This window comes from Rhodococcus sp. WAY2, from assembly GCF_009859915.1.
GTDB lineage: Bacteria > Actinomycetota > Actinomycetes > Mycobacteriales > Mycobacteriaceae > Rhodococcus_F > Rhodococcus_F oxybenzonivorans.
In genome coordinates this window covers 1,918,923-1,944,104 of the sequence record NZ_CP046572.1, presented here as the reverse complement: position 1 = coordinate 1,944,104, position 25,182 = coordinate 1,918,923, and the positions used below count along the sequence as shown (strand labels likewise).

The following is a 25,182-nucleotide window of genomic DNA, read 5'->3' as shown; positions in this document are numbered from 1 at the left end:
CGAACCGAAGAGGACCTCATGCAGACCACCGAACTCCACGACGTCGCGGCCATCCTGCGTACCGCACGCGTCAACGGTGCACCGATCACCGCACCCACCAAGACCTGGCCCGCTCTCGACGCGGACTCCGCGTTCGCCGTCCAGCGCATCAACGTCGACCACGCGATCGCAGGCGGTGACCGGCTGGTCGGGTACAAGCTCGGCAATATCGCGAAGGTCATGCAGGAAGCCTTCGGCCTCGGCCAACCCGACTACGGATTCCTGCTCGCGAGCATCTTCGCCTACGAAGGCACCACCCTCGAACGAGGCGACTACATCGAACCGTTCGTCGAACTCGAACCCGCGTTTGTGCTGAAGAACAGTCTGCGCGGACCCAACGTCACCGTCGCCGATGTCATCAACGCCATCGACTACGCGGTGCCCGCCATCGAGATCATCGACTCCCGTGTCCAGAACTGGGCCATCGACCTTCCGGACACGTTGGCCGACAACGGGTCCACCGGAGCGGTCATCCTCGGCGGCACTCCCCGCCGTCTCACCGATCTGACCCTGCGCGACATGCGCGGCACCCTGCACTTCAACGGCCGCGAGGTCATCACCGGCAACACCCGCAACATCCTCGGCAATCCCCTCGCCGCGGTCGCCTGGCTGGTCAACCGCCTCTCCGCCTACGACGTCGAGTTCCACGCCGGCCAGGTCATCCTCCCCGGCAGCTGCCTGCAGGCGGTGCCGATGAACCAGGCCGGCCGCTGGGTCGGTGAGTTCGAAGGCTTCGGCACCATCGAGTTCGACGTCTCCACCGCCACCAACTGACATTGCCTCGGCGGGGCGGCACGCGCCTGCCCCGGTCGAGTCGTCCACGAGAAATCTTCGCGGGGTGAGCGTTCCCCCGCGGCAACACGTTCGTTCAGGAATCAGGAGCGCCTTCTTGACTGAACGAACTGCGCGGGTGCCTGGCTGGCTGTGTCGGCGTCAGGCACCCGCTCTCCAACTGCGTACGACGCACCGCCGTACCGGCCATGCTCTGAGCGCCGGTTCGGTGGTGCGATCGTCGTAGGAGTACCGATGACGTCCGTCTGCGCGCTCCGCCAAGGCTCGGCGCGGCCTCGGACCCCGCAACGTCGACCCCGAGACATCGAATGACCATCGCAACCGAGCACCACACCGATCGTCCTCCAGGTTTGGACTGGCGACATGAGGGATCGTGCCGCGGCACCGATACCGACATGTTCTTCTCACCCGACGATCGCGAACAGCGAACCATCCGCGCGCGGCGTGAGCGACGCGCCAAGCAGATCTGCGGGGACTGCCCCGTGCTTTCCGAATGCCGCACCCACGCCCTGACCGCCGCAGAACGTTACGGCATCTGGGGTGGGATGTCCGAGACCGAACGCGCTCGCCTCGGCCGGCGGCACGGCCAGCGGTACGGCCGCTGACATTCGCCGACCCGACTGCTGACGTTTCGCTTCCGCCGCAGTCGCCAACGTTCTCGGATCCCGCCTCTGCGTGCGGACCAGTCCGCGGGGCAAGGTGCGGGCGTGTACCTGTTGGCGGTCGCCGTCGCGTGGACGAGTTCCGCACCCGCCCTCATTGCTGCGCGCGCTGCTGCGGAATGAGGGTGGGTGCGGATTCATACCCGTTGTCCCACTGACGAAGTCGACGGATCGCCACTCGACGCACGCGGTCATGCGTCAGTCTGGTGGCACTCCCCACTCGTCCCGGCAGGACACGACGAACACCCCGTCCGCGGAACCTTGGTGCGGGCTCCGGTCCGGGGTGTTCAACGGATTCTCGCTAGTCGGTGACGCCTTCTGCGCGAGCAGCGGCGGCGACTGCCTCCGCAACAGCGGGGGCGACGCGAGGATCGAGCGGGCTGGGAACGATCTTGTCTACAGCCAACTCGTCACCGACGACCGAGAGGATTGCCTCGGCGGCGGCAAGCTTCATGCCTTCGGTGATACGGCGGGCGCCGGCGTCGAGCGCACCGCGGAACACACCGGGGAAGGCAAGCACATTGTTGATCTGGTTCGGGAAGTCGCTACGCCCGGTGGCCACGATCGCCGCGTGCTTCTTCGCGACCTCGGGGTGGATCTCCGGGTCCGGGTTCGACAGCGCGAAGACGATGGCGTCGTCCGCCATGGTCGCGATGAGTTCTTCGGGAACCGTGCCCGCGGACACTCCGAGGAACACGTCCGCACCGTCGAGGGCTTCGACGATCCCGCCGTGCCGGCCGGTGGGGTTGGTGCGGGCCGCGAGGTCGACCTTGACCTCGTTCAGGTCCTTGCGGTCGGCCGAGACGATGCCCTTGGAATCGAGCACGGTCACGTCGGCGATGCCGGCGGCGAGCAGGATGTTCGCGCAGGCGACACCGGCGGCGCCGGCGCCGGAGATGACGACGCGCAGCGCGGAGATGTCCCGCTTCTGCACCTTCACCGCACCCTTGAGGGCGGCGAGGACCACGATCGCGGTGCCGTGCTGATCGTCGTGCATGACCGGGCAGTCCAGGGCCTCGATCACGCGCTTCTCGATCTCGAAGCAGCGGGGTGCGGAGATGTCCTCGAGGTTGACCGCGCCGAAGCTCGGGCGCAACCGGATGAGGGTTTCGACGATTTCGTCGGGGTCCTTGGTGTCGAGCACCAGCGGAATGGAATTGAGGCCCGCGAAGTTCTTGAACAGTGCGGATTTGCCTTCCATCACCGGAAGGGAGGCGCGGGGGCCGATGTCGCCGAGGCCGAGTACCGCGGAGCCGTCGCTGACGACGACCACGAGGCGGCTGGTCCAGGTGTAGCGGTCGGCGAGGGTCTCGTCGGCGTGGATCGCGCGGGAAACCTGCGCGACGCCGGGCGTGTAGGCAATGGACAGGGCGCGCTGGGTATCGAGGGCGGTCGTGGTCTCTACCGAGAGCTTCCCCCCGATGTGGCCGGCGAAGATCTCCTCGTCGGTCAGCTCGACCTTCTGCGGTGTGGTGGGTTCGGACACGACTGTCACGGCTGTTACTCCAAAGGTGGTGGGCAGGACATCGGTGATGGTTTTCAGCGCACAGCGGCGAGGTGGGCCGCAGGCACGGGTGCGGAGAGGACCTTGCCGGACCAGCTGTGGTGGGCGGGGTCGGCGAGAAGGACGAGGGCCGATTCGAAATCCGGTGTGATGTGCTCGCCCATGAGTTCGGGTGACGGGCGTTCGTCGACCAAGCGGATGGTGTTGAGCTGCACGGTTCGCGCGCTGATGTCGTCGGCCGCTGCGGCGGTGAACGCCTCGATCGCACCGTCGATCACCCGACGGGCCAGGGTGGAACGACGTGTTTCGGCGGCTGAGCGGTCCACTCCGATGACGGTGACGACGGATCCTGCGCGGTTGGGGTCGTTCATCGACTGCATTGCCCGGCGCACGGTGGTGAACAACATCCGCAGATGAGCGTGGAGGAATCGGTCCCAGTCGTGGGGATGGATCGACTGGAGCGATGTGCCGGTGGATTCGGGCCCGGGGATCCAGGCGGTGTGAATGACGGTATCGACACGGCCGCGGGTGTCTTCGATGCCAGTGAAGAGCCGATCGACGTCCCCGTGGATGGTGAGATCGGCGACGGCGGCGGTTGCGCGGCCACCGACGCTGACAATGTCCCGGGCGATCTGTTCGGCTGCCTCCGGAATGAAACTGTGTGCGACGACGTCGAATCCGTGCGCGCCGAGAGTACGTGCGGCGCAGGCGCCCTCAGGGCGTTCGACACCGGTGACCAGAACCAGTCTGTCTGGGGTGGGTGGCGTCTGCGGGTTGCGGGGAATGGAGTCCACAGAGGCTCAGTGTGCGTCGGTGTCGGCGAGGACGCGGTGGGCACCGGCGACGGCGACGGCGTCCGCTTCGAAGAGCATGCCTTCGACGAGGAACGAGTTCTGCACCGCGGTCACCGCCGGGTACGGGCTGGAGAAGAACTCGGCGCGAACCTTCTTGAACGTTTCGAAGTCGTCGCGGTTGCCCAGGTAGGCGGTCAGCTTGACCACCGACGCCATCGAGGCGCCGTGCTGCTGCAGGATCTTCTCGATGTTGGCGAACACCTGGCGGGCCTGGGCCTCGAAGCCGCCGGCGACGAGGTTGCCGGCGTCGTCGTAGCCGGCCTGACCGGACGTGAACACCAGGTCGCCGGCCTTGGCGCCCTGGCTGTACTTGGCGGACTGTGCCCAGGTGAACGGGGCGGGGCGGGTTTGAACGATGTTCTCCGTGGTCGTCATGGTGATCCTCTCGGTTCGGCCGCTCCCGGTGCGGGACCGGTGTGTGGGCGACGGTGGCGCAGCGTGACGGGTTGTCAGCCGAGCCGTTGCAGGGTGTGTCCCATGCGGTCGCGTTTGGTGGTCAGATAGGACCGGTTGTAGGCGGTCGGTGACGACTCGTGGGGGATCTGTTCAGCGACGGTGATGCCATGATCGATCAGCGCCCCGATCTTGTCGGGGTTGTTCGTCATCAGCCGCACTCGGCCCACTCCGAGGTCGTCGAGGATCTCGCACGCGACGCGGTAGTCACGGCTGTCGACCGGCAGGCCCAGGCTGACGTTGGCGTCGACGGTGTCGAGGCCCTCATGTTGCTGGAGTTCGTAGGCGCGCAGTTTGTGGCCCAGGCCGATACCGCGACCCTCGTGCCCGCGCAGGTAGATCAGGACGCCGGCGCCGGCCTCGGCGATTGCGCTCAGGGCGGATCGGAACTGGGGGCCGCAGTCGCAGCGTAGTGAGCCGGCGAGGTCGCCGGTGATGCATTCGCTGTGCAACCGGACCAGCGGCGCGTGGGCGGCGGCGACGTCGCCCGTCACCAGGGCCAGGTGCTCGACGCCGTCGCCGGGTGCGTGATAGGCGATCGCGTCGAATGTGCCGACCTCGGTTGGCAGGGTGCTATGCCCGGATCGAAGGACGGTGTTCTCGGCACGAGGGGCGTTGTGGCGCAGCGGAGTCACCGTGTCCTCGGTGCGTGCGCGCCAGGCCCGAAGATCCGCAATGGAGATCATCGGGATCGAGTGCTGTGCGGCGAGTTGTTCGAGTTCGTCGCGACGCATCATCTCCCGACGGTCGGGGGTGACGATCTCACAGAGCAGGGCAGCGCCGCTGAGCCCGGCCATGCGGCACAGGTCGACGCCGGCCTCGGTGTGTCCCGGGCGCTCGAGGACGCCGCCGGGCTTGGCGAGCAGCGGCATCACGTGACCGGGCCGGGCGAGGTCGGCGGGCTGCAGTGCCGGGTCGGCCAGCGCCCGGATGGTGGCGCCGCGATCACCTGCGCTGATTCCCGTGGTGGTGCCGTGCCGGTAGTCGACGCTGACCAGGAATGCGGTTTTGTGGGCTTCGGTGTTGTCGGGGACCATCAGGTCCAGGCCGAGTACGTCGGCGCGGGCATCGTCGATGGCGACGCAGAGAAATCCGGAGGTGTGTTCGAGGAAGAACGCGACCGCATCGGTGCTCGCGTACTCGGCGGCCATGATCAGGTCGCCCTCGTTCTCGCGGTCCTCGTCGTCGACGACGAGGACCATTCCCTTGTTTGCGAGTGCGGTAACCGCGTCCGAGATGGTCGACATGATCGCTGGCTCCTTCCTAGGCGAACACCCATGTGGGTGCGTGGTGGAACGTTGTGGTCGAGGCGGAGTCGCCGGGGACGTCGTTGTCAGCCCGACGACTCCGCGCTCGGGATCAGGGGTTGTTACCGCTGGTGCGGAGCGGAGGTTTCGCTGAGACTGCGGCCCATCGTTTCCGGGGCGAGAATCTGGGAGACCGATGCTCCGACGACGCAGATGCCTGCGGCGATGAGCATCGTGGTGCCCGCGCCGAGGTTGTGCATCGACCAGGGCAGCAAGAACGTGCCCAGACCGGCGCCGATTCGGCTGAACGCGGTCGCGAAACCCGTTCCGAGGCCGCGGATCTCGGTCGGGAAGATCTCTCCCGGGTAGACCCCGGTCAGGGCGGTGCACATGGCGTTGGCGAACGCGAAGACCAGGAAGCCGATCAGCACCAGTACCGGCGGCGCCGAGGTCCACAATCCGATGACGGCCAGGACCGCTGCGCACACCCACTGCTGCGGGATGGTCAGTTTCCGGCGGCCGATGCGTTCGATGAGGATGACCGAGACCACGACACCGGCCAGGGCGAGGCCGTTTACCCCTAGTGCGCCGGCCAGTCCGTCACCGAGGCCGTAGCCTTCCAGCACGCTGGCGGCGAAGGTGGCGATGGCGAAATATGGTGCCACCACACAGAACCAGAAGACGGAGATGAAGATCGTCGCCCGCCGGTAGGCCGGGGAGAACAGCATCCCGAAGGTGCCCTTGCGGGTCGGTTCATTGGTGATGTCGAGGACGTCCGACGGGTCCTCGAGGTAGGTGTGGGCGATTTCGGTTGCTTCTGCAGTGCGGCCCTTGTTCATCAGCCAGCGAGGGGATTCGGGCATACCCAGCCGGGCCAGGAGCAAGATCACCGCGGGAAGGGTGCTGGAGCCGAGCACGATGCGCCAGTCGAGGGACCATACGGCGGTCATCAGGAAGCCGGCGACGAACGCGGCCATGAACCCGAGGTACCAGGCGACCTCGTTGCAGGCCATCAATCGGCCGCGCAGACGGGCGGGGGCGAACTCTGCGAGCAGGGGCCAGCCGACGGAGTAGTCGGCGCCGATTGCAATGCCCATCAACAACCGGACGAGGAACAGTTGCCAGGTCGAGTCCACGAAGAATTGCAGGACCGAACCGACGGTGAAGATCACCAGGTCGATCGTGAACAGTGGCTTGCGGCCGAGTTTGTCGGCGAGCCAGCCACCGAGGGGGCCGCCGATGAAGATGCCGACCAGCGCGGAGGCGCCGATGAGCCCCTCCCAGAACAGCGACATCTGCAGATCGAGGGTAATGGCACCGATGACGGTGCCGATGATGCCGAGGATGTAGCCGTCGATGAACATGCCGCCGGCAATCACCCCGGTCAGCTTCACCAGGAAGCGCTTCTTGTCGGCCGAGGCCTGCTCGTCCATGTCCACGGATTCGTTGCTCATGACGGTCACCAGGTCGCTCCTTTGCCGGCGCGCTTCGACGTGACGATCACGGCCGACGACGGTGGGCACGGACTGTACGGAGCGGCGGGTAGACGGGGAGGAGAGATTCGCACGTGATGTCACAACCTTCGCGAATGGTGCACAGGCACCGGAATCGTGGGATTCACCGGCAACTGCGGGTCGTTGGGATGGGCATTATCGGACGAGCACTACAGCTCAGTCTCGCAAGTGTTCATAAACTGAACGATGTGATCAAAAGTGTGACATGGGACTCAGGACCAGTCAAGACCCCCCTCGGGACGGTGCGAGAACGCAGGGCGGACCGGGACGCGGCCGCCGTTCCGGACATCGCCTCGACAGCTCCACAACGAGCGGTATCGGGCACCGCGTAGCGCCTTGCCACCACCTAAGCCTCCGCGAGACGAGTACGTGCCCTTCGCCAGCGAAGGTTCGGCACCACAACGGGGCGGACGGCGCGGCTGCGTGGCGACACATCACGCGCGTCTTCTGCGGCCACGAGCTCTTGACAGATTGTGATCTGCGGCTCAATATCAGTACCGAGAACTTTTGAACGAGACGTTCACTTTATGAACGAGCACCGGGCTTGCGGGCTTCGGCTTCTGTTCGTGTTCGTGACGGTAAGGAGACGCAATGGCGGACAGCGCCCACCAGCATCAAGAGGCCGACGTCGTCGTTGTCGGTGGCGGCATCGCCGGGCTGATCACCGCTCGGGAGCTGTCGCACACCGGACTGCGTGTGGTGGTGCTCGAGGCGCGCGATCGTCTCGGCGGACGGGTCTGGACCGACCACCGCCTCGGTCGGGACCTCGAGATCGGCGGTACCTGGATGCATTGGGTGCAGCCGCACGTGTGGGCCGAGATCACCCGATACGGACTCACGGTGACCCGCGGACCGCGAGCGGAGCAGGCGTTCTGGCTCGCCGGCGACCAGGTGCGTACCGGCACGCTAGATCAGTTCATGGAGTTGATCGATCCCGGTATGCGCCGACTGCTCGCCGACACCATGCGACTCATCCCGCGCCCCGATCTGCCGACCGCCGCGCCGGGAATCGCCGGCATCGATCAGTACAGCGTGCAGGACATGCTCGATCGGTTGCAGCTGAGCTCGGACGAATACCAGGCGAACGAGGCGGCGTGGGTCGGGCACTTCAACGGCCCCCTCACCGAGGGTGCGTTCACCAGCGCATTGCGTTGGACTGCCGCCACCGCAGGTTCGTGGCATTTGATGCACGAGGCGTCTGCGGTCTTCCGTCTCGTCGGCGGTACCCAGGCCCTGGTGGCAGCGATCGCCGCCGACACAACCGCGGACCTGCACACCGGCGCGGAGGTCTCCCGCATCGAGCACGACGCCGAACGCGCTCACGTGCACCTGGCCGACGGTCGGGTCGTCACGGCGCGCCGCGTAGTGATCACCGTGCCGCAGAACATCCTCGGCGACCTCGACATCACCCCACCACTCAACGACGGCAAGCGCGCGGCAAGCAAGGAGAAGGCGGCCTCCCAGGGCGTCAAGTGCTGGATCCGGGTGCGGGGTCCGATCACTCCCTTCTTCGGGTACTCCTCCGCCGCCCACCCACTGTCGGTCGTGCGCACCGAGTACCTCGGCGACGACGACGCGGTACTGGTGGCTTTCGGTGCCGACTCGACGCGGCTGGATCCGAACGACCGCGACGCCGTCCAACAGGCACTGACCGTCTGGCGTGACGATCTCGACGTCCTCGAGGTGACCGGGCACGACTGGATGAGCGACCCGTACTCGCAGGAGACCTGGATGATGCACCGGCCGAACCAGGTCACTCGCTACCTGGGCGCGCAGCAGGCGTCCGAAGGTGTCCTGCACTTCGCGAGCAGTGACATCGCGAACCTGTGGGCCGGTTTCATCGACGGCGCTATCGAGAGCGCACTGCGTACCGCACGCGACATCGCCACCGAAGTGCACCCCGACCACTCCTCCCCCGCCGCTGCCGGGTCCGGCACCACGATCTGACAAGGAGCCACCATGCTTACTTCCACCATCGATCAGGCGCACTACCGCACCGTGATGGGGAACCTGCCCACCGGTGTGGTCGCCCTCTCCGGCATCACCCCCGACGCCGAATACCCCTGCGGCCTAGTGGTCGGCACCTTCCAATCGCTGTCCCTGGACCCGCCGCTGGTCAGCTTCAGCGTCGCCCACACCTCCACCAGCTGGCCCAAAGTCCGCGCCGCCGGCCGGTTGTGCGCCAGCGTCCTCGCCGCCGGCCAGGAATCGGTCTGCCGCGCCCTCTCGAGCAAACAGCCCAACAAGTTCGCCGACATCGACTGGTCGCTGTCCGAGTCCGGATCACCCCGGATCAACGGGGCCCACGCCTTCGTCGACTGCGAAATCACCCACGAACTCGACGGCGGCGACCACGTCATCGTCATCGCCCGAGTCCTGCAAATGGACACCGGACACGGCGAACCCCTCGTCTTCCACCAGGGCCGACTCGGCGGAATCCGGCAACTCACCGCCGCCTGACCTCTCACCCCCGGCGGCGCCGCACCCCGGGCGCGAGCCTCGACCTTAAGAAAAGGATCCCGCACTTCATGACTGCCACCACTCGTTCGATCGAGCCGGACACCACCGACGCACAACTCGACCACATCCTCGCCGCCGCGGCCGCCGCCGCACCGCTCTGGGAGGACCGCACCCCCCACGAGCGCGCCGGTGTGCTCGTCGCAATCGCCGACGCCCTCGAGGCGCACGCGGACGGGCTGATCGCCGAGGCCATCACCGAAACTGGGTTGCCGCAGGCTCGACTGAGAGGGGAAGTGAACCGCACCTGCGTGCAGTTGCGGATGTTCGCCGAAGAACTGATCGACGGCACCTTCCTGGACGTGATCATCGACCGCGCCGATCCCGACTTCGTCCTCGGCGCCCGCCCGGACCTGCGCCGGTACCAGATCCCCGTGGGCCCGGTCCTGGTCTTCGCCGCCAGCAACTTCCCCTTCGCGTTCTCCGTCGCCGGCACCGACACCGCCTCCGCGCTGGCTGCCGGCTGCCCGGTGGTGCTCAAGGCCCATCCCGGCCATCCCCGCACCTCCGCCGCCACCGCCGAGGTCGTCGCCGGGGCACTGTCCGCGTCCGGCGCCCCGGACGGCACGTTCGCCCTGATCAGCGGTTTCCGGGCCGGCACCCGCGCCCTCGAGGATCCGCGGATCGCGGCAGCCGCCTTCACCGGGTCGGTTGCCGGTGGCCGTGCCCTGTTCGACATCGCCGCCGCCCGCCCCAACCCGATCCCCTTCTTCGGTGAACTCGGCAGCGTCAACCCGGCCGTCGTCACCGCCGGTGCCCTCGACGAGCGTGCCGAGGCGATCGCGTCCGGCTTCGTCGGCTCGTTCACACTCGGCGCCGGCCAGTTCTGCACCAAGCCCGGCATCCTGCTGGTGCCCGCCGGCTCGCCGGTCACCGAGCAGATCACCACCCTCGCCCAGCAGGTGCCCGCGGCGCGGATGCTCACCGCGAAGATCGCCGAGGGCTACCACCATCGGATCGAGGAAGCCACCGCGGTACCGGGGGTCGAGGTCCTCCTCGAGGGCACCGCCTCGACCGGCGAGAGCGGAGTGCCCGAGGTCACCCCTACCCTGCTGCGCACCACCGCCGAGCAGCTGGTCGCCCAGGCGGACACGCTACTCGAGGAGAGCTTCGGCCCCGCCGCGATCATCGCCGAATACGGCACCGAGGACGAGGTGAACCGAGTGCTGAACGGCGTCGACGGCACCCTCACCGTGACCGTCCACACCCGCACCGAACCGACCTCCGACGAACGCGACCAACTCCGCCGGCTCACCCGGATCGCCGCCACCCGCGCCGGTCGACTGGTGTTCAACGGGTGGCCCACCGGCGTCGCGGTCACCCCCGCCCAGCACCACGGCGGCCCCTACCCCGCCACCACCGCCGTCTCGCATACCTCGGTGGGCACCACCGCGATCCGCCGATTCCTGCGCCCGGTCACCTACCAGGACGCCCCGGAGGTCCTGCTGCCCGCACCGATTCAAGAACGCAATCCCCTCGAGATTCCCCGCACGGTCAACACCGCCGGCGCATCACCCACCTGGGGCCGCGCCCAGTCCTGACATGCACGAGCACGCGATATGTGCTCGATATAGTTCCCGCTACCGCCCCAGCGTTCACTATCTGAACGCTGGGGCGGTAGAGTGGTCGTGGAAGCGGGTGCCCACATGACGTGGTGCGCGCACCGACGCGACGAAGGGGTGGCATGAGCGAAGCACTGGAACCGACGGAGATGTCGAACAAGTCGGTAATCAAAGCGGTTCGGCTGCTACGGGAATTGGCCGCACACCCGCGCACCGGCGCCACCGTGACCACGCTCGCCAAGGGCGTGGGGATCTCGCGGCCCACCGCCTTCCGTCTGCTCTACAGCCTCGAACGCACCGGGCTCGTCGACCGGGTCGACAACAACTACATCCTCGGCTGGGAAATGGCCCGGCTCGGTCGGCGCGCCGACCCCTACGCCGGCCTGGTCGCGCGCGCTCAGCCGCTGCTGCAGGAGCTGGCCGACAAGTTCAACGAATCGGTGACGCTGTCGGTGCCGAATTCGCAGGACGGCCTGGACCTGGTCGCCGAGGCCGCCGGCTCGCACGTGGTCGGGATCATGAGCCGCATGTCGTCGCACATGGTCGGCCAGCAATATCCGTTGCATGCCAGCTCCACCGGCAAGGTGCTGCTCGCCGAGATGCCGCTCGAGAAGGTGCTCGCGCTGCTGCCCGAGAAGCTCGAGGCCTATACCTCCCACACCATCACCGATCGTGCCGTTCTGCTCCGGGAACTCGACCAGGTCCGCGAGCAGGGGTTCGGCATCATCGACAACGAACTCGAAGAAGAACTGATCTCGCTGTCGCGGCCGGTGCGGGATTCCTCGGGCAGCCTGGTGGCGATCTTGACCCTCAACAGCCCCCGCTACCGCTTCGGTCGTGACCGCATCCCCGAAGCGCTTCAGCAGATGCAGGCCATCGTCGAGCGCCTCGTCGAGGTGTTTTGGCAGGACGCGGCCGGCGAATGATCCTGCCCCTCACCGGCATCATGTAGAAAAACCGGAAAGCCGGAGTCCTGGTATGGAATCCGGCTTTCCGGTGCTGACGACGCAGTCTCACGACGCCGCGAGAAGGGCATCGGTCAGGTTCGAGCGAGCTGCCCGCCGCGCGGGGCCGAGGTTTCGCTGAGGTTGCGGCCCATCGTTTCCGGGGCGAGGACCTGAGAGACCGAAGCACCGATGACGCAGATGCCGGCGGCGACGGCCATCGTCACTCCGCTTCCGAAGTTGTGCATCGACCACGGCAACAGGAAGGTACCCAGACCGGCACCGACGCGGCTGAAGGCGGTCGCGAAACCGGTACCGAGACCACGGATCTCGGTCGGGAAGATCTCCCCCGGGTAGACCCCGGTCAGTGCGGTGGACATGGCGTTGGCGAAGGCGAAGACCAGGAAGCAGATCAGCACCACGGCGGGCGGTGCGGACGACCACAACGCGATGATCAGCAGGACCACTGCGCACACCCACTGCTGGGGAATAGTCAGCTTCCGCCGGCCGACCCGCTCGATCAACAGGACCGAGATCATCACACCGACCAGGGCGAGGCCGTTGATGCCGATGGCGCCGGCGAGTCCGTCCCCGAGGCCGTAACCGGACAGCACGCTGGCGGCGAACGTGGCGATCGCGAAATACGGTGCGACCGCGCAGAACCAGAAGACCGAGATAAAGATCGTCGCGCGCCGGTAGGCCGGGGAGAACAGCATCCCGAACGTGCCCTTGCGGGTGCCCTCGTTGCCGATGTCGACCACATCCGACGGATCCTCGAGGTAGTCGTGAGCGATCTGATGAGCCTCTTCGGTGCGGCCCTTGTTCATCAGCCAACGCGGGGATTCGGGCATACCCAGCCGGGCGAGGAACAAGATCACCGCCGGAAGCGTGCTCGAGCCGAGCACGATGCGCCAGTCGAGGGACCACACGGTGGTCATCACGTAGCCGGCCACGAACGCGGCCATGAATCCGACGTACCACGCGACTTCGTTCATCGCCAGCAACTTGCCGCGCAACCTCCTGGGCGCGAATTCAGCGAGCAACGGCCAACCCACCGAGTAGTCGGCGCCGATCGCGATGCCCATCAACAACCGGACGGCGAACAGTTGCCAGGCCGAGTCCACAAAGAACTGCATCACCGACCCGACGATGAAGATCGCCAGGTCGATCGCGAACAGTGGCTTACGGCCGAGCTTGTCGGCGAGCCAGCCACCCAGGGGGCCGCCGACGAAGATGCCGATCAGCGCGGAGGCACCGATGAGTCCTTCCCAGAACAGCGACATATTCAGATCGAGGGTGATGGCACCGATGACGGTGCCGACGATGCCCAGGATGTACCCGTCGATGAACATGCCACCGGCGATCACGCCGGTCAGCTTCACCAGGAACCGTTTCTTATCGACCGGACCCTGGTCGGCCTTCGTGCCGACAGGACCGTCCTCATACTCTCCGACGGAATCGGTGTTGGTAATCGTCACCAGGTCACTCCTTGCTGGTGCGCGTCGACGTGACAGCCGACGTGGACGGTGCGAATGCCGTCCGGGATGGGGAAAGCGGGGATGAAGTGTTCACGTGCGTCGGCGGAACCAAGGGTTCCACCAACCGATTCACATACGTTCAATAAGTGAACGTCACGATCAAAAGTGTGACATGGGCCTCATCGCCCGTCAAGACTCATCTCCACGCCACTGCTGTGAAGTCGCCGTTCCAGGGCAGATGCGAGGTATAGCAGGATGGACACGGCGGGCGCAGTCCCCCAAATAGCGCGCTTCAGCTGTGCAGTTCGCGACGGTCGCAAACGGAGAGCGCATGCGCACCGACTGCCGACCCTGGCCCCACCGGCGTCCACGCCCCGACCCCGCCTTGACAAGCTGTGATCCACACCGCACTATCATCAACTACGATTAATGAACGTACTGTTCAAATTATGAGGATTAGTTGGCAGTCGTGCAGATGTGCAGGACGGGCGCGGGAATCGCGACTGGTCAGCTGCCGCGGCAGATCCAGGGCGACAGCTCCCTCTATCAACGGGTGGATGCGGTCCCCACCACGGCACGCACCAGGTCATGGTCGCCGGACAATCGTGTCCCGGGTCGACGGAATCGGACACGCAGAGCAGATGATGGGAGAGCTTCAGGTGCGGTTGATCAATCTCGATGGCCGCCTTCAGGTGTCGACGCGCAGCGGCCTCGTCGATGTCGAGGCACAAAGCCACGGCTACTTTGCCGCCGAACCGCAGAAGATCTACGACCGGTGGGCGGAGTTCGTTACCTGGTACACGGGTAACCGCGACAGAATTACCCCGACGCACTGCGGCGGGATCGACCCAGGTCGCTTCGGGGCGCCGGTGCCGGCGCCGCGCCAGGTGTTTGCCGTCGGTCTGAACTATGCCGACCACGCGGCCGAGTCCGGGGTGGAGCGGCCTGAATCGCCTGTGATCTTCACCAAGTTCGCCTCGGCGATCTCCGGCCCGGTCACCACGGTGCCGCTTCCCTCGGAGACGGTGGACTGGGAGGTCGAACTCGTGGTCGTGATCGGCCGGGGTGGCCGCAACATCCCGGCCGATCGGGCATGGGAGTCCGTCGCGGGGTTGTCCATCGGACAGGATCTGTCCGACCGCGGCCGGCAGTTGGCCGGACCGGTTCCGCAGTTCAGCCTGGCCAAGTCGCATCGCGGGTTCGCCCCGATCGGACCGGCTCTGGTGACGATCGACGAATTCGACGATCCGAACGATCTCACGCTCGAAGCTGACATCAACGGCGAACTCGTCCAGTTCGGACGCACCTCGCAGATGATCTTCCCGGTTCCCGCGTTGATCGAGCACCTGTCGCACACCCTCGAGCTCTACCCTGGCGACGTAGTGTTCACCGGCACGCCCGCCGGTGTGGGAGTGGGGCGGACACCGCAGCGGTTCCTCGGCCCCGGTGACGTGCTGCGTAGTCGCATCATCGAGATCGGCGAACTCGTTCAGACCTTCACCTCCAGAGAACCGGTGGCCGCGCTGGTGTGATCGGGGTACACCGGCCGGAGCACACATCCCCTGAAACGCAGAAGGAGCAAACCTTGTTGCCGGAAAGCATGACCGCAGTTCTCTTGACCGGCCACGGTGGACTCGACAAGCTCGAGTACCGCACCGACGTCGCTCTCCCTCGAGCCGATCGGGGCGAGGTGTTGATCGAGGTCGCGGCCGCCGGAATCAACAACACCGACATCAACACCCGCATCGGTTGGTATTCGAAGACGATCACCTCCGAGACGAGCTCCGGGGGCGCGAGCGGCTTCGAGTCTGTCGACGACGACGACGCCAGCTGGTCCGGGACGACCCTGAAATTCCCCCGAATTCAGGGCGGAGACGTGTGCGGCCGCATCGTCGCGGTCGGTGACGGCGTATCCCCCGACCGCATCGGTGAACGGGTCCTCGTGAGCACCATGCTGCGCAGCTACGTCGATTATCGCCCGTACGAATGCTGGATCTTCGGTAGCGAATGCGACGGCGGTTTCGCGCAGTACGCGGTGGCACCGGCACGAGAGACCTATGCGGTCGACTGCGACTGGAGCGACGCCGAGCTCGCGGCACTTCCGTGCGCCTACTCCACCGCCGAGAACATGCTGCACCGCGCCGCGGTCGGAGCCGAACGTGTGCTGATCACCGGCGCATCGGGCGGTGTGGGCCTCGCCGCGGTGCAACTCGCCAAACGCCGCGGCGCCACGGTGATCGCCGTCTGCTCACCCGACAAGGCGGCAGAGGTGAAGGCGCAGGGCGCCGATCAGACCATCGAGCGGGGAGTCGATCTGATCGGAGCGCTCGGTGGCGGCTCGGTGGATGTGGTGATCGATCTCGTCGTCGGACCGCAGTGGCCTCAACTGCTCGACGTGTTGCGCACGGGCGGGCGCTACGCCGTCGCCGGTGCCATCGGTGGGCCGATCTCCGAGATCGACCTGCGCACGGTCTACCTCAGAGACCTCACGCTGTACGGATGCACCTTCCAGGACGACGCGGTGTTCGAGAATCTCATCGGATACATCGAGCGGGATGAGATCCGTCCGGTCGTCTCGGCCACCTATCCGTTGTCCGACATCGTTCGCGCGCAGGAAGATTTCCTTGCCAAGAAGCACACCGGCAAGCTGGTGCTGGTTCCACCGACCCCAGAGAAATGACCGAGCCCGGCCGGCCCTCTCTGTTCCATTCGCTACGAGTACCGATCTGGGATTACATGTCCAACAGACCTTTCCGCCTCCCTCGACGCTCGACCGCGGATTGTTCCGCGGTGGGTGTTCCTGAATGAGGAGCGATCGGTAATTCGCGCGGGACGATCTGGCCGGCTTCCTGCATCGCTCCTCGATCGCGGCGACCGGTATCGACAGGCGGACCCTCGATGGGGCGCCCGGTGATCGGCATCTGCAACTCCTGGTCCGACCTGGTGAGCTGCAACTTCCACTTGAGGGGACTCGCCGACGCCGTCAAGCGCGGCGTCGCCCAGGCAGGCGGCATCGCCGTCGAGTTTCCGACCATGAGCCTGGGCGAGAGCCTGATGAAACCGACCGCGATGCTGTACCGCAACCTCGTGGCGATGGAGGTCGAGGAGTCCATCCGGGGCGCTGCCGCTACCCGAAAAGCTACTCCGTCGAGGGGTCACCGACATGGTGCGCATTTCGGACGGCCAAATGAGCGGAACGGCGTTCGGCACGGTAGCCGTGCACGTCGCGCCGGAGTCGGCCGCGGGCGGGCCGCTGAGCAGGCTCCGCACCGGCGACCCGGTAGTGCTCGACGCCGATCAGCGGCTGCTCGCTGTGGACGTTCCCGACGACGAGTTCCACCGGCGAGCCCCGGCGACCGCGCCGGACAGCCCCTCGAGGGGATACCTGCGGCTGGTCCACGACCACATCATGCAGGCCGACCAGGGCTGCGACTTCGACTTCATGCCCGCAGACGGCGCCGCGCAGGACCTGGCTCCCAGATCGATCCCCGCCGGCTGGCACGGAGGTTGGTAATGCGTTCACGGACGGTCGCCGGTACATCCACCGAATGGAGTTCAACAGAAATGACCTCGAATTCACCCTCGCCTTCGCTCGGAGCATGGCTGACACTCGACTCCGTATTCGCTGCCGAACTCATGGTGCGAACAGGATTCGATTGGGCCGTCATCGATTTGCAGCACGGCGCGATAGGACCTTCTGCCGCTACGCCCCCGAGGGGCACCGCTCGTGGGGACCGGTTCGGGCAGCACTACGCCCGGCCTCGGCACCCCCTCAACGGGTCTACCTGATGATCGAGGACACGTACGGCCTGGCCGAGGCCGACGACATCTGCGCGACTCCCGGACTCGACGGGATTCTGATCGGTACCGCAGACCTCACGTTGTCCCTGGCCGGCTCCGCCTCGGATGTGCTGGGCGGAGCTACCTTCGATGCCGTTCGCGCCATCGTGGAGGCATGCACTCGCCACGGACTGGACGTCGCCGCCTACGGGGGAAGTCAGGAAATGACGACGTCCTGCGCCGAAAACGGAATCCGAAACCGTCGCTCTCGCCGCGGACTACGAAGTGCTTCACGAAGGAGCGCAAGCAGCCTTGGCGCAGGCGCGCGCATCGTATGCGGCACAGGGTGCTCGGCTCTGACATCTGTTGCCTTACAAGTTCTTGCGTGGAGCGAGGCCCGCGTCGGGGTGAGTGGCGACACCCACCCCGACGCGGGCGTCGCTGCTACCTCAAGCGCTCCACACGGCGACCGGGTCGCCGAGCACGGCCTCGTCGGCCTCGATACCGAGGCCGGGGGCGGTAGGGGGCAGGATGCCACCGTCCTCGGTCAGTACGTCGAATCTCGCGGTCTGCAGCGTGACCATGTCCTCGCAATTGAGGACGCACCGCAGCGTACGCGGCGGGACGGTGGCACCGAGCTGCACGATCGCCGCAAACGCGATGGATGAACCGACCGTGTCCTGCACACTGACGGTCATCCCCGCAGCGCGGCAGATGTCGCGGTGACGACGGCCCCGGGTCAATCCGCCGGCCTTGGAGATCTTCAGTCCGATCCCGTCGGCGACATCGTGCGCCGAGGCGAAGGCGATGTCGTCGTCCTGCTGGGCGAGTTCGTCGATGATGATCGGGTACGGGCAGCGCTGACGCAGCGAGATCGTCTCACGCCACGTGGCGCAGGGTGCCTCGAGCACGAAGTCCAGGTTCGGCGGCAGCATCCGCAGCATCCGCAGCGCGGTTTCCGGCAGCATCCCACCGTTCGCGTCGACCAGGAAGAACTCACCGGGTTGCTTGTCGGCCAGCGATGCGGCGATCCGCTCGGCGTCGAGGGCGGGCCCACCCTCGCTGTCGAGTGCACCAATCTTGATGGAGTGGCCGCGGTATCCCTTGGCACGGTGATCGGCGACCCGGCGGCGCATTTCCTCCGGTTCGCCGGCGTAGATCGAGGAGATCATCGACATCGGAACACCGGTCGAACCGCCGAGGAGTTCGGCGACCGGAAGTCCGACGGACTTGCCGAAGACGTCCCAACACGCCACGTCGAGGGCGGTCTTGGCATGATTGTGGCCGACGAGTGCCTCGTCCATGGCGTCGTTGATCCGGTCGAGCTGACGCGGATCCCGACCGAGGAGGTGGGGTGCGATCTCCGCGATCCCGGCGCGGGTGCCGAGCGCGTGAGAGGCGATGTAGGTGGAGCCGAACGGGGTGCTCTCGCCCCAACCCTGGATGCCGACGTCGGTGCTGATGCGGACGATGGAGGCATCGAAGGAGGTGTATGAACGGCCGCCAGAGAGCAAATACACACCGCCCGAGTACGGCAAGTCCACCTGGAAAAGTTCGATCTGCGAAATCTTCATCTGTTCTCCACTTCCATCGTCTGTTCTCGTACGTGTGTCTGTCGGCTCGAGGCACAGTTCCGCATCGGCGAAAGTCCTCCTGGTCCCTCGAATCGCTTTGGACAAGGGTTGTCGCGGTCATCGCGATCGAGTGGCTCGCGCACTGGATTGGTAGCGTCGTCAGTTCACTCGGACGGGACCCGAGAAAAGGAGTAAGCCGGGAACTCCTCCGCATGTGTTCACATAATAAACGCGGTGGTTAAAAGGGTGACATAGCGCTCACAGGTCGCCAAGCCGGTACCCCGTCAGGCGACGTCGTCGCCGCGACCAAGGTTTGCTTCGCGTTATGCACCCCACTCGCGCCACCACGAGAACTGGGGCCTCGCCCCGACGGTCGAGTCCTCGCGAGGCCCTGCCCGCGCAGCAGCCTGCGCTTCAAATCGGCCTATCAGCAACATCTATCAGACGAGTTCGCTCGCGCTCGAGAAGCTGAGGCGTTGAAACTGCGGATGGATCCGTCCACGGAATTCCTGCAGTGGACTGCCTCCGGGGCGCGGCCGGAGCCTCATGCTTGTCGCAACCCCCTCCGCGATCGACAGACGACCCCAAAATGCTTGACAGAATGTGACCTAGCACGCAAACTCTAATCAGTTTGAACGTATCGTTCATTATCTGAACGTTTCCCAGACTGCGTCCTTGACGACACTGGCGGCCGCGCCAGCCTAAGACCCCTGAGAAGGAGCCACCATGCTCAGCACCATCGATCAGGCGCACTACCGCACCGTGATGGGGAACCTGCCCACCGGTGTGGTCGCCCTCTCCGGCATCACCCCCGACGCCGAATACCCCTGCGGCCTAGTGGTCGGCACCTTCCAATCGCTGTCCCTGGACCCGCCGCTGGTCAGCTTCAGCGTCGCCCACACCTCCACCAGCTGGCCCAAGGTCCGCGCCGCCGGCCGGTTGTGCGCCAGCGTCCTCGCCGCCGGCCAGGAATCGGTCTGCCGCGCCCTCTCGAGCAAACAGCCCAACAAGTTCGCCGACATCGACTGGTCGCTGTCCGAGTCCGGATCACCCCGGATCAACGGGGCCCACGCCTTCGTCGACTGCGAAATCACCCACGAACTCGACGGCGGCGACCACGTCATCGTCATCGCCCGGATCCTGCAAATGGACACCGGACACGGCGAACCCCTCGTCTTCCACCAGGGCCGACTCGGCGGAATCCGGCAACTCACCGCCGCCTGATCAACGACCGGTCCACTCCCCTATCTGAGTGGAAGAGTCTCGGCCCAAGCAGTTTTGAGCGATGAAGAACCGTGTAGACGTGAAGGGCCGCGCCGAACAAATCGGGGGTGCCATGAACGAGGTGAAGGCGAACACATTGATCGCGGTGACGGCCGACGAACCGACGGAGATCGCCAACAAGTCGGTGACCAAGGCGGTTCGCCTCCTGCGCGAGCTTGCTTCCCGACCCAAGACCGGTGCGACGGTGAGCACCCTCGCCAAAGCAGTCGGACTTTCCCGCCCCACCGCGTTTCGTCTGCTCCACAGCATGGAGCGGACCGGTCTGGTGGACCGGATCGACAACAACTATGTCTTCGGCTCGGAAATGGCCCGACTTGGACGGCACGCAAACCCCTATGCCGGTCGAGCTGCGCGCGCTCAACCGTTACTGCAGGAGTTGGCCGACAAGTTCAACGAAACCGTCACTTTGTCGGTGCCAAACTCGAAGGATGAGCTCGACCTCATTGCCGACGCTGCCGGTACACACGTCGTGGGTACCACGTCGCGGACGTCGCTTCACATGGTCGGCAAACGCTATCCGCTCCACGCCAGCTCCAGCGGAAAGATCCTCCTGGCCGAGTGGCCGAACAAGAAGATCGTCGGCCGGCTGCCCGAACGGCCTGCCGTCTGGCGAGATTCGGCAATCGCCTTGTAGGACGTTGTTCGGTCTGTCAGGATCGGGTTCGGGTCTCGAGTCCCGGCGAGAATCTCGAGCGATGGAGGGGCTCGCTGACCCAGTCCGCCATCACGTCCGCCAGGGCTTGGGCGCCGCGGTTGCAGTCGTCGGGTTCGGCGAATTCGTCGGGCGAGTGGGACACCCCGGTGGGGTTGCGGACGAACATCATCGCCGTGGGCACCTTCGCGGACAGGATCCCGGCGTCGTGTCCGGCCGCGGTCGGCAGAACGGGAATGTCGCCGAGGTGCGCGAGTGAGTGGCGGAGTCGTTCCCGGGTCGAGTGCGGGAACTCGACGATCGGTGTGACGGATTCGGCGTCCACGTCGAGACCGATACCGTCGGCGGCCGCGTAGGCCTGCGCCTCCGCGGTGATTTGCTGGACCAGCTTGGACAATGTTTCCTCGTCGGCGGCCCGGGCGTCGAGCCACGCCCGCACCTCCGACGGAATGGCGTTGGCACCGTTGGGAAGTACTTGCACCTTCCCGAACGTCGCGACCGCCTCGTGCAGAGTCGCGGCAGTGCGGGCGGTGTGGACGGAGGAGGCGAAGGCGAGCATCGGGTCGCGGCGGTCAACGAGGCGGGTGGCGCCGGCGTGGTTGGCCTCCCCCGTGAAGACGAACTGCCACCGGCCGTGCGGCCAGATCGACGAGGCCACGGCGATGGGGCTGTCGATCAGGTCGAGGGCGCGTCCCTGCTCGACGTGCAACTCGACGTATACGCCGACGCGGTCGACGAGGTCGGGGTCCTCGCCGAGATGGCGGGGGTCGCGGCCGACGCCGACCAATGCTTCACCGAGGCTGATGCCGTCGTTGTCGCGTAATGCGAGGGCACGTTCGGGTGCCAGTGCGCCGGTGGACAATTGTGAGCCGACACAGGCGACTCCGAAGCGGGCACCCTCTTCGTCGGAGAAGGCAGTGACCGCGATGGGTCGGGTCGGTTCGATGCCCCGGTCGCGGACGATGTCGATGGCAGCGAACGCGGACACCACCCCGAGGGGTCCGTCGTAGGCGCCGCCGTCGGGCACCGAATCGAGGTGCGATCCGGTGACGAACGCATCGCGGGGGTCTCCTTCCCACCCCTTCGGCATCCACCACGCCCAGAGGTTGCCGTTGCGATCTTCCTCGACGCTCATGCCGCGAGCCTGCGCGCAGTCGGCGAACCATTCGCGCAGCGTCATGTCGGCGTCGTTCCACGCGAATCTTCGGTATCCCCTGGTCGACTTGTGCTGTCCCACATCGAGGATGCTCGCCCACAGCGAATCGAAGGAAGTCATGTTCTCGGTCCTCTACTCATAGTTTCAGCGGGCAGGCGCTTCGCGCCCGTGCGCCTTTCTGGTTGCTCCAGCTACCAAAAAGGCGCACGGGCGGCGGAGCCGCCTACAGGGCGCCGGGGATCCAGGTGGTGCCGGCGAGGGGTACGCGGGCCATCGCCGACGCCTCGACGGTGAGGGCGACGAGGTCCTCGGGTTCGAGGTTGCGCAGGTGGGATTTGCCGCAGGCACGGGCGAGGGTCTGCGCCTCCATGGTGAGCACCCGCAGGTAGTTCGCGAGCCGCCGTCCGCCCTCGACGGGGTCGAGGTTCTTCGACAGTTCCGGGTCTTGGGTGGTGATACCGGCGGGGTCCTTGCCGGCTTGGAAGTCGTCGTAGAACCCGGCAGCGGAGCCGAGTTGCTCGTACTGCTTCGCGTAGCGGGGGCTGTTGTCGCCCAGCGCGATCAGGGCGGCGGTGCCGATCGCGACAGCGTCCGCCCCGAGCGCCATGGCCTTCGCGACGTCGGCGCCGCTGCGAATTCCGCCCGACACAATGAGCTGAACGGATCTACCCGCCGTCGCTCCGCTCGCCCCGCTCCGGTGCACCCCCAGTTCCTGCAGCGCCTGGACCGCCTGCGGAATCGCGGCGAGGGTGGGGATGCCGACGTGTTCGATGAACACGTCCTGGGTGGCGGCGGTGCCGCCCTGCATGCCGTCGACCACGACGACGTCGGCACCGGCCTTCACGGCGAGTTTCACGTCGTAGTAGGTGCGGGTGGCGCCGACCTTGATGTAGATGGGCTTTTCCCAATTGGTGATCTCGCGGAGTTCGATGATTTTGATGGCGAGGTCGTCGGGGCCGGTCCAGTCGGGGTGCCTGCACGCCGACCGCTGGTCGACGCCCATCGGGAGGGTGCGCATCCCGGCGACGCGTTCGGTGATCTTCTGCCCCAGCAGCATGCCGCCGCCGCCGGGCTTGGCACCCTGGCCGAGGACGATCTCGATGGCGTCGGCCTTACGCAGATCGTCCGGGTTCATCCCGTACCGCGACGGCAGGTACTGGTAGACGAGGTTCTTCGACTGCCCCCGTTCCTCGGGGGTCATGCCGCCGTCACCGGTGGTGGTGGACGTGCCGACCTCGCTGGCGCCGCGGCCGAGGGCCTCCTTCGCCTGCCCGGACAGTGCGCCGAAGCTCATGCCGGCGATGGTGATCGGAATGTCGAGGTGCAGTGGGAACTTGGCGTTGCGGTCGCCGAGCACGACATCGGTGTCGCACTTCTCGCGGTAGCCCTCGAGCGGGTACCGCGACATCGAGGCGCCGAGGAACAGCAGGTCGTCGAAGTGCGGCAGCTTGCGCTTGGCACCCCATCCGCGGATGTCGTAGATGCCGGTCTCGGCGGCCCGCTGGATCTCGGAGATGACGCCGCGGTCGAACGTCGCCGATTCGCGCAGGGCCGGGTTCGGGGTGTTCATGAGCGTTCTCCTAGTAGGCGCTGGCGTTGTCGACGTGGAAGTTGTAGAGCTTGCGGGCGGAGCCGTAGCGGGTGAACTCGGACGGGTCGGCGTCGAAACCTGCCCGATCGAGCAGCTCCCGCAGTTCCGTCCGGTGCTCCTCGCGCATCTCCTTCTTGATGCAGTCGGCGCCGAGGGAGGCGACGGTGCCGCGCACGTAGATGCGGGCCTCGTACAGCGAGTCGCCGAGCGCTTCGCCGGCGTCGCCGAGGACGACGAGACGGCCGGCCTGACCCATGAACGCGGACATGTGGCCGATGTTGCCGCCGACGACGATGTCGACGCCCTTCATCGAAATCCCGCAGCGGGCAGCGGCATTGCCGTCGATCACGAGGAGGCCACCGTGGGCGGTGGCGCCCGCGGACTGCGACGCATCACCCTTGACGTGCACGGTCCCCGACATCATGTTTTCCCCGACCCCGACGCCGGCGTTGCCGTTGACCGTCACGGTCGCGTGCTGGTTCATGCCGGCGCAGTAGTAACCGACGTGCCCGTCGATGGTGACGTCGATGTCGGAGTCGAGGCCGCAGGCCAGCGCGTGCGCACCCTGCGGGCCGGTGACGGTCACCGCCTTCGGTGCTTCGGGCGAGGTGAGCCGCTCGTTGATGGCACGGGTACTCGACGTCTCGAGGTTCAGGACAGTCGCTTCGGTGGTGGCTACCGGTGCCATACGTACACCTCTTCCGGTTCGGGCTCGAAGATTCGGGCGTTGTCGACGCCGGGCAGGTTCGCCAGGGCGCGGTATTCGGAGGCCATCGCGACCCAGTGGTCGGTCTCGGCGATGACGGCGGGCTTGCAGGAGATGGCGTCGCGGACCACGGCGAACGAGTCGGCGGTCGAGACGAGGAGGGTGTAGAAACCGTCGAATGTCTCGTTGAGCATCAGCAGCGCCTTCTCCAGGTCGACGCCCTCGGCGAGCTGCTTGGCGACGAACCGCGCCCCGACCTCGGTGTCGTTGGCGCTGTCGAATTCGACGCCGTCACGTTCGAGCTGGTGCTTGATGCTCATGTGGTTCGAGAACGACCCGTTGTGCACCAGGCACTGGTCGGGGCCGACGGAGAACGGGTGCGAACCCTCGGCGGTCACCGCGGATTCGGTTGCCATGCGGGTGTGCGCAACACCCTGCCAGCCGCTCGCCGACGGCAGCCCGAACCGGTTCGCCAGGTCGATGGGGTTCCCGACGCCCTTGAGGACGGTCAGGTCGTCACCGAACCCGATGATCGGTGCCGACGGCGCCACGCTGCGCACGGCCGCCGCGAGATCCGCTGCGCCGACAACACCGTGCAGGATCGTCGTCGGGGACAGGTCGATTCCGGTGACGGTGATGTCAAGTGACGCCGACAGCGTGGCGGCGAGTTCCGCTGCGGGAATGGGGCAGTCGAGCAGTGAGACCGTCGATTCACCGACCGGCGACCAGGCCGGGTCCCCGTAAATGGCCATGCCTGCGGAATCGGGTCCGCGGTCACACATCTGACCGAGCATGTCGGTGAGCAGGGTGCCGAGTTGTGGGTAGAGGGACGGCTCACGCAGGTGAAGTCCGACGATTCCACACATGGATGTC

22 protein-coding genes and 2 pseudogenes are annotated in these 25,182 nt (G+C 66.3%); 13 read left to right on the top strand and 11 right to left on the bottom strand.

Annotation, left to right across the window (positions count from 1 at the left end; genetic code table 11):
* The first annotated feature begins 18 nt into the window (after positions 1 to 18).
* Both GFS60_RS09140 and GFS60_RS09135 read left to right on the top strand, forming a co-directional pair.
* Positions 19 to 813 carry a 2-keto-4-pentenoate hydratase gene (locus tag GFS60_RS09140; protein ID WP_159920575.1) on the top strand — a complete coding sequence of 265 codons (795 nt, stop codon included), beginning with the start codon at positions 19 to 21 and terminating at the stop codon, positions 811 to 813.
* Positions 814 to 1,139: 326 nt separating this feature from the next.
* Positions 1,140 to 1,436: a WhiB family transcriptional regulator gene (locus tag GFS60_RS09135; RefSeq protein ID WP_159920573.1), complete on the top strand. Its 297-nt coding sequence runs from the start codon at positions 1,140 to 1,142 to the stop codon at positions 1,434 to 1,436.
* Between the two features lie 358 nt (positions 1,437 to 1,794).
* On the opposite strand, the gene GFS60_RS09130 is transcribed toward GFS60_RS09135, so the two are convergent.
* The 5 genes from GFS60_RS09130 to GFS60_RS09110 all read right to left on the bottom strand — a co-directional run bounded on the left by GFS60_RS09130 (position 1,795) and on the right by GFS60_RS09110 (position 7,005).
* Positions 1,795 to 2,988, bottom strand: a complete 1,194-nt coding sequence (locus GFS60_RS09130; RefSeq protein ID WP_159920571.1) for an NAD(P)-dependent malic enzyme — start codon at positions 2,986 to 2,988, stop codon at positions 1,795 to 1,797.
* A 44-nt stretch (positions 2,989 to 3,032) separates the two neighbouring features.
* Positions 3,033 to 3,791, bottom strand: a complete 759-nt coding sequence (locus tag GFS60_RS09125; protein ID WP_159920569.1) for an SDR family NAD(P)-dependent oxidoreductase — start codon at positions 3,789 to 3,791, stop codon at positions 3,033 to 3,035.
* Between the two features lie 6 nt (positions 3,792 to 3,797).
* Positions 3,798 to 4,226: a RidA family protein gene (locus GFS60_RS09120; protein WP_159920567.1), complete on the bottom strand. Its 429-nt coding sequence runs from the start codon at positions 4,224 to 4,226 to the stop codon at positions 3,798 to 3,800.
* Positions 4,227 to 4,300: 74 nt separating this feature from the next.
* Positions 4,301 to 5,551, bottom strand: a complete 1,251-nt coding sequence (gene ribA / locus GFS60_RS09115; protein ID WP_159920565.1) for a GTP cyclohydrolase II — start codon at positions 5,549 to 5,551, stop codon at positions 4,301 to 4,303.
* A gap of 122 nt (positions 5,552 to 5,673) precedes the next feature.
* Positions 5,674 to 7,005: an MFS transporter gene (locus tag GFS60_RS09110; RefSeq protein WP_159927002.1), complete on the bottom strand. Its 1,332-nt coding sequence runs from the start codon at positions 7,003 to 7,005 to the stop codon at positions 5,674 to 5,676.
* Between the two features lie 651 nt (positions 7,006 to 7,656).
* Between GFS60_RS09110 and GFS60_RS09105 the strand changes: the two genes are divergently transcribed.
* The 4 genes from GFS60_RS09105 to GFS60_RS09090 all read left to right on the top strand — a co-directional run bounded on the left by GFS60_RS09105 (position 7,657) and on the right by GFS60_RS09090 (position 12,070).
* Positions 7,657 to 9,012, top strand: coding sequence for a flavin monoamine oxidase family protein (locus GFS60_RS09105; RefSeq protein WP_159920563.1), 1,356 nt, complete (start codon positions 7,657 to 7,659; stop codon positions 9,010 to 9,012).
* A 12-nt stretch (positions 9,013 to 9,024) separates the two neighbouring features.
* Positions 9,025 to 9,525, top strand: a complete 501-nt coding sequence (locus GFS60_RS09100; RefSeq protein WP_159920561.1) for a flavin reductase family protein — start codon at positions 9,025 to 9,027, stop codon at positions 9,523 to 9,525.
* Positions 9,526 to 9,593: 68 nt separating this feature from the next.
* A complete protein-coding gene (locus GFS60_RS09095) occupies positions 9,594 to 11,123 on the top strand; it encodes an aldehyde dehydrogenase (NADP(+)) (RefSeq protein ID WP_159920559.1) in 1,530 nt (509 codons plus the stop codon).
* A 143-nt stretch (positions 11,124 to 11,266) separates the two neighbouring features.
* Positions 11,267 to 12,070 carry an IclR family transcriptional regulator gene (locus GFS60_RS09090; protein ID WP_159920557.1) on the top strand — a complete coding sequence of 268 codons (804 nt, stop codon included), beginning with the start codon at positions 11,267 to 11,269 and terminating at the stop codon, positions 12,068 to 12,070.
* Between the two features lie 113 nt (positions 12,071 to 12,183).
* Here the strand turns inward: GFS60_RS09090 and GFS60_RS09085 are convergent, their stop codons facing one another.
* On the bottom strand, positions 12,184 to 13,566 hold the full coding sequence (locus GFS60_RS09085) for an MFS transporter (RefSeq protein WP_159920555.1): 1,383 nt from the start codon (positions 13,564 to 13,566) through the stop codon (positions 12,184 to 12,186).
* Positions 13,567 to 14,210: 644 nt separating this feature from the next.
* On the opposite strand from GFS60_RS09085, the gene GFS60_RS09080 reads away from it, so the two are divergent.
* The 5 genes and pseudogenes from GFS60_RS09080 to GFS60_RS39035 all read left to right on the top strand — a co-directional run.
* Entirely contained in the window at positions 14,211 to 15,098 is an 888-nt protein-coding gene (locus tag GFS60_RS09080) for a fumarylacetoacetate hydrolase family protein (RefSeq protein WP_159927000.1), read from the top strand.
* Between the two features lie 68 nt (positions 15,099 to 15,166).
* Positions 15,167 to 16,246: an alcohol dehydrogenase family protein gene (locus tag GFS60_RS09075; protein WP_159920553.1), complete on the top strand. Its 1,080-nt coding sequence runs from the start codon at positions 15,167 to 15,169 to the stop codon at positions 16,244 to 16,246.
* Positions 16,247 to 16,464: 218 nt separating this feature from the next.
* A pseudogene (locus tag GFS60_RS39040) lies at positions 16,465 to 16,629 on the top strand (dihydroxy-acid dehydratase domain-containing protein); the annotation flags it as partial.
* A 100-nt stretch (positions 16,630 to 16,729) separates the two neighbouring features.
* Positions 16,730 to 17,080, top strand: coding sequence for a dihydroxy-acid dehydratase domain-containing protein (locus GFS60_RS09065; RefSeq protein ID WP_159926998.1), 351 nt, complete (start codon positions 16,730 to 16,732; stop codon positions 17,078 to 17,080).
* A gap of 34 nt (positions 17,081 to 17,114) precedes the next feature.
* Positions 17,115 to 17,483: pseudogene (locus GFS60_RS39035) on the top strand (hypothetical protein); the annotation flags it as partial.
* 312 nt (positions 17,484 to 17,795) lie between these two features.
* On the opposite strand, the gene GFS60_RS09055 reads toward GFS60_RS39035, so the two are convergent.
* Complete coding sequence (locus GFS60_RS09055) at positions 17,796 to 18,920, bottom strand: mandelate racemase/muconate lactonizing enzyme family protein (protein WP_159920551.1); 1,125 nt, start codon at positions 18,918 to 18,920, stop codon at positions 17,796 to 17,798.
* 726 nt (positions 18,921 to 19,646) lie between these two features.
* Here GFS60_RS09055 and GFS60_RS09050 point away from each other — a divergent pair.
* Positions 19,647 to 20,144 carry a flavin reductase family protein gene (locus GFS60_RS09050; RefSeq protein ID WP_159920549.1) on the top strand — a complete coding sequence of 166 codons (498 nt, stop codon included), beginning with the start codon at positions 19,647 to 19,649 and terminating at the stop codon, positions 20,142 to 20,144.
* Positions 20,145 to 20,205: 61 nt separating this feature from the next.
* Positions 20,206 to 20,838, top strand: a complete 633-nt coding sequence (locus GFS60_RS09045) for an IclR family transcriptional regulator (RefSeq protein ID WP_236603411.1) — start codon at positions 20,206 to 20,208, stop codon at positions 20,836 to 20,838.
* A gap of 16 nt (positions 20,839 to 20,854) precedes the next feature.
* On the opposite strand, the gene GFS60_RS09040 is transcribed toward GFS60_RS09045, so the two are convergent.
* The 4 genes from GFS60_RS09040 to GFS60_RS09025 form a co-directional block, all read right to left on the bottom strand.
* Positions 20,855 to 22,132, bottom strand: coding sequence for an allantoate amidohydrolase (locus GFS60_RS09040; protein ID WP_159920547.1), 1,278 nt, complete (start codon positions 22,130 to 22,132; stop codon positions 20,855 to 20,857).
* A gap of 103 nt (positions 22,133 to 22,235) precedes the next feature.
* Positions 22,236 to 23,582: an FMN-binding glutamate synthase family protein gene (locus tag GFS60_RS09035; protein WP_159920545.1), complete on the bottom strand. Its 1,347-nt coding sequence runs from the start codon at positions 23,580 to 23,582 to the stop codon at positions 22,236 to 22,238.
* A 10-nt stretch (positions 23,583 to 23,592) separates the two neighbouring features.
* Complete coding sequence (locus GFS60_RS09030) at positions 23,593 to 24,291, bottom strand: protein glxC (protein ID WP_159920543.1); 699 nt, start codon at positions 24,289 to 24,291, stop codon at positions 23,593 to 23,595.
* On the bottom strand, positions 24,279 to 25,175 hold the full coding sequence (locus GFS60_RS09025) for a class II glutamine amidotransferase (RefSeq protein ID WP_159920541.1): 897 nt from the start codon (positions 25,173 to 25,175) through the stop codon (positions 24,279 to 24,281). The genes GFS60_RS09030 and GFS60_RS09025 overlap by 13 nt, the downstream gene beginning before the upstream one ends.
* Between the last annotated feature and the right edge of the window lie 7 nt (positions 25,176 to 25,182).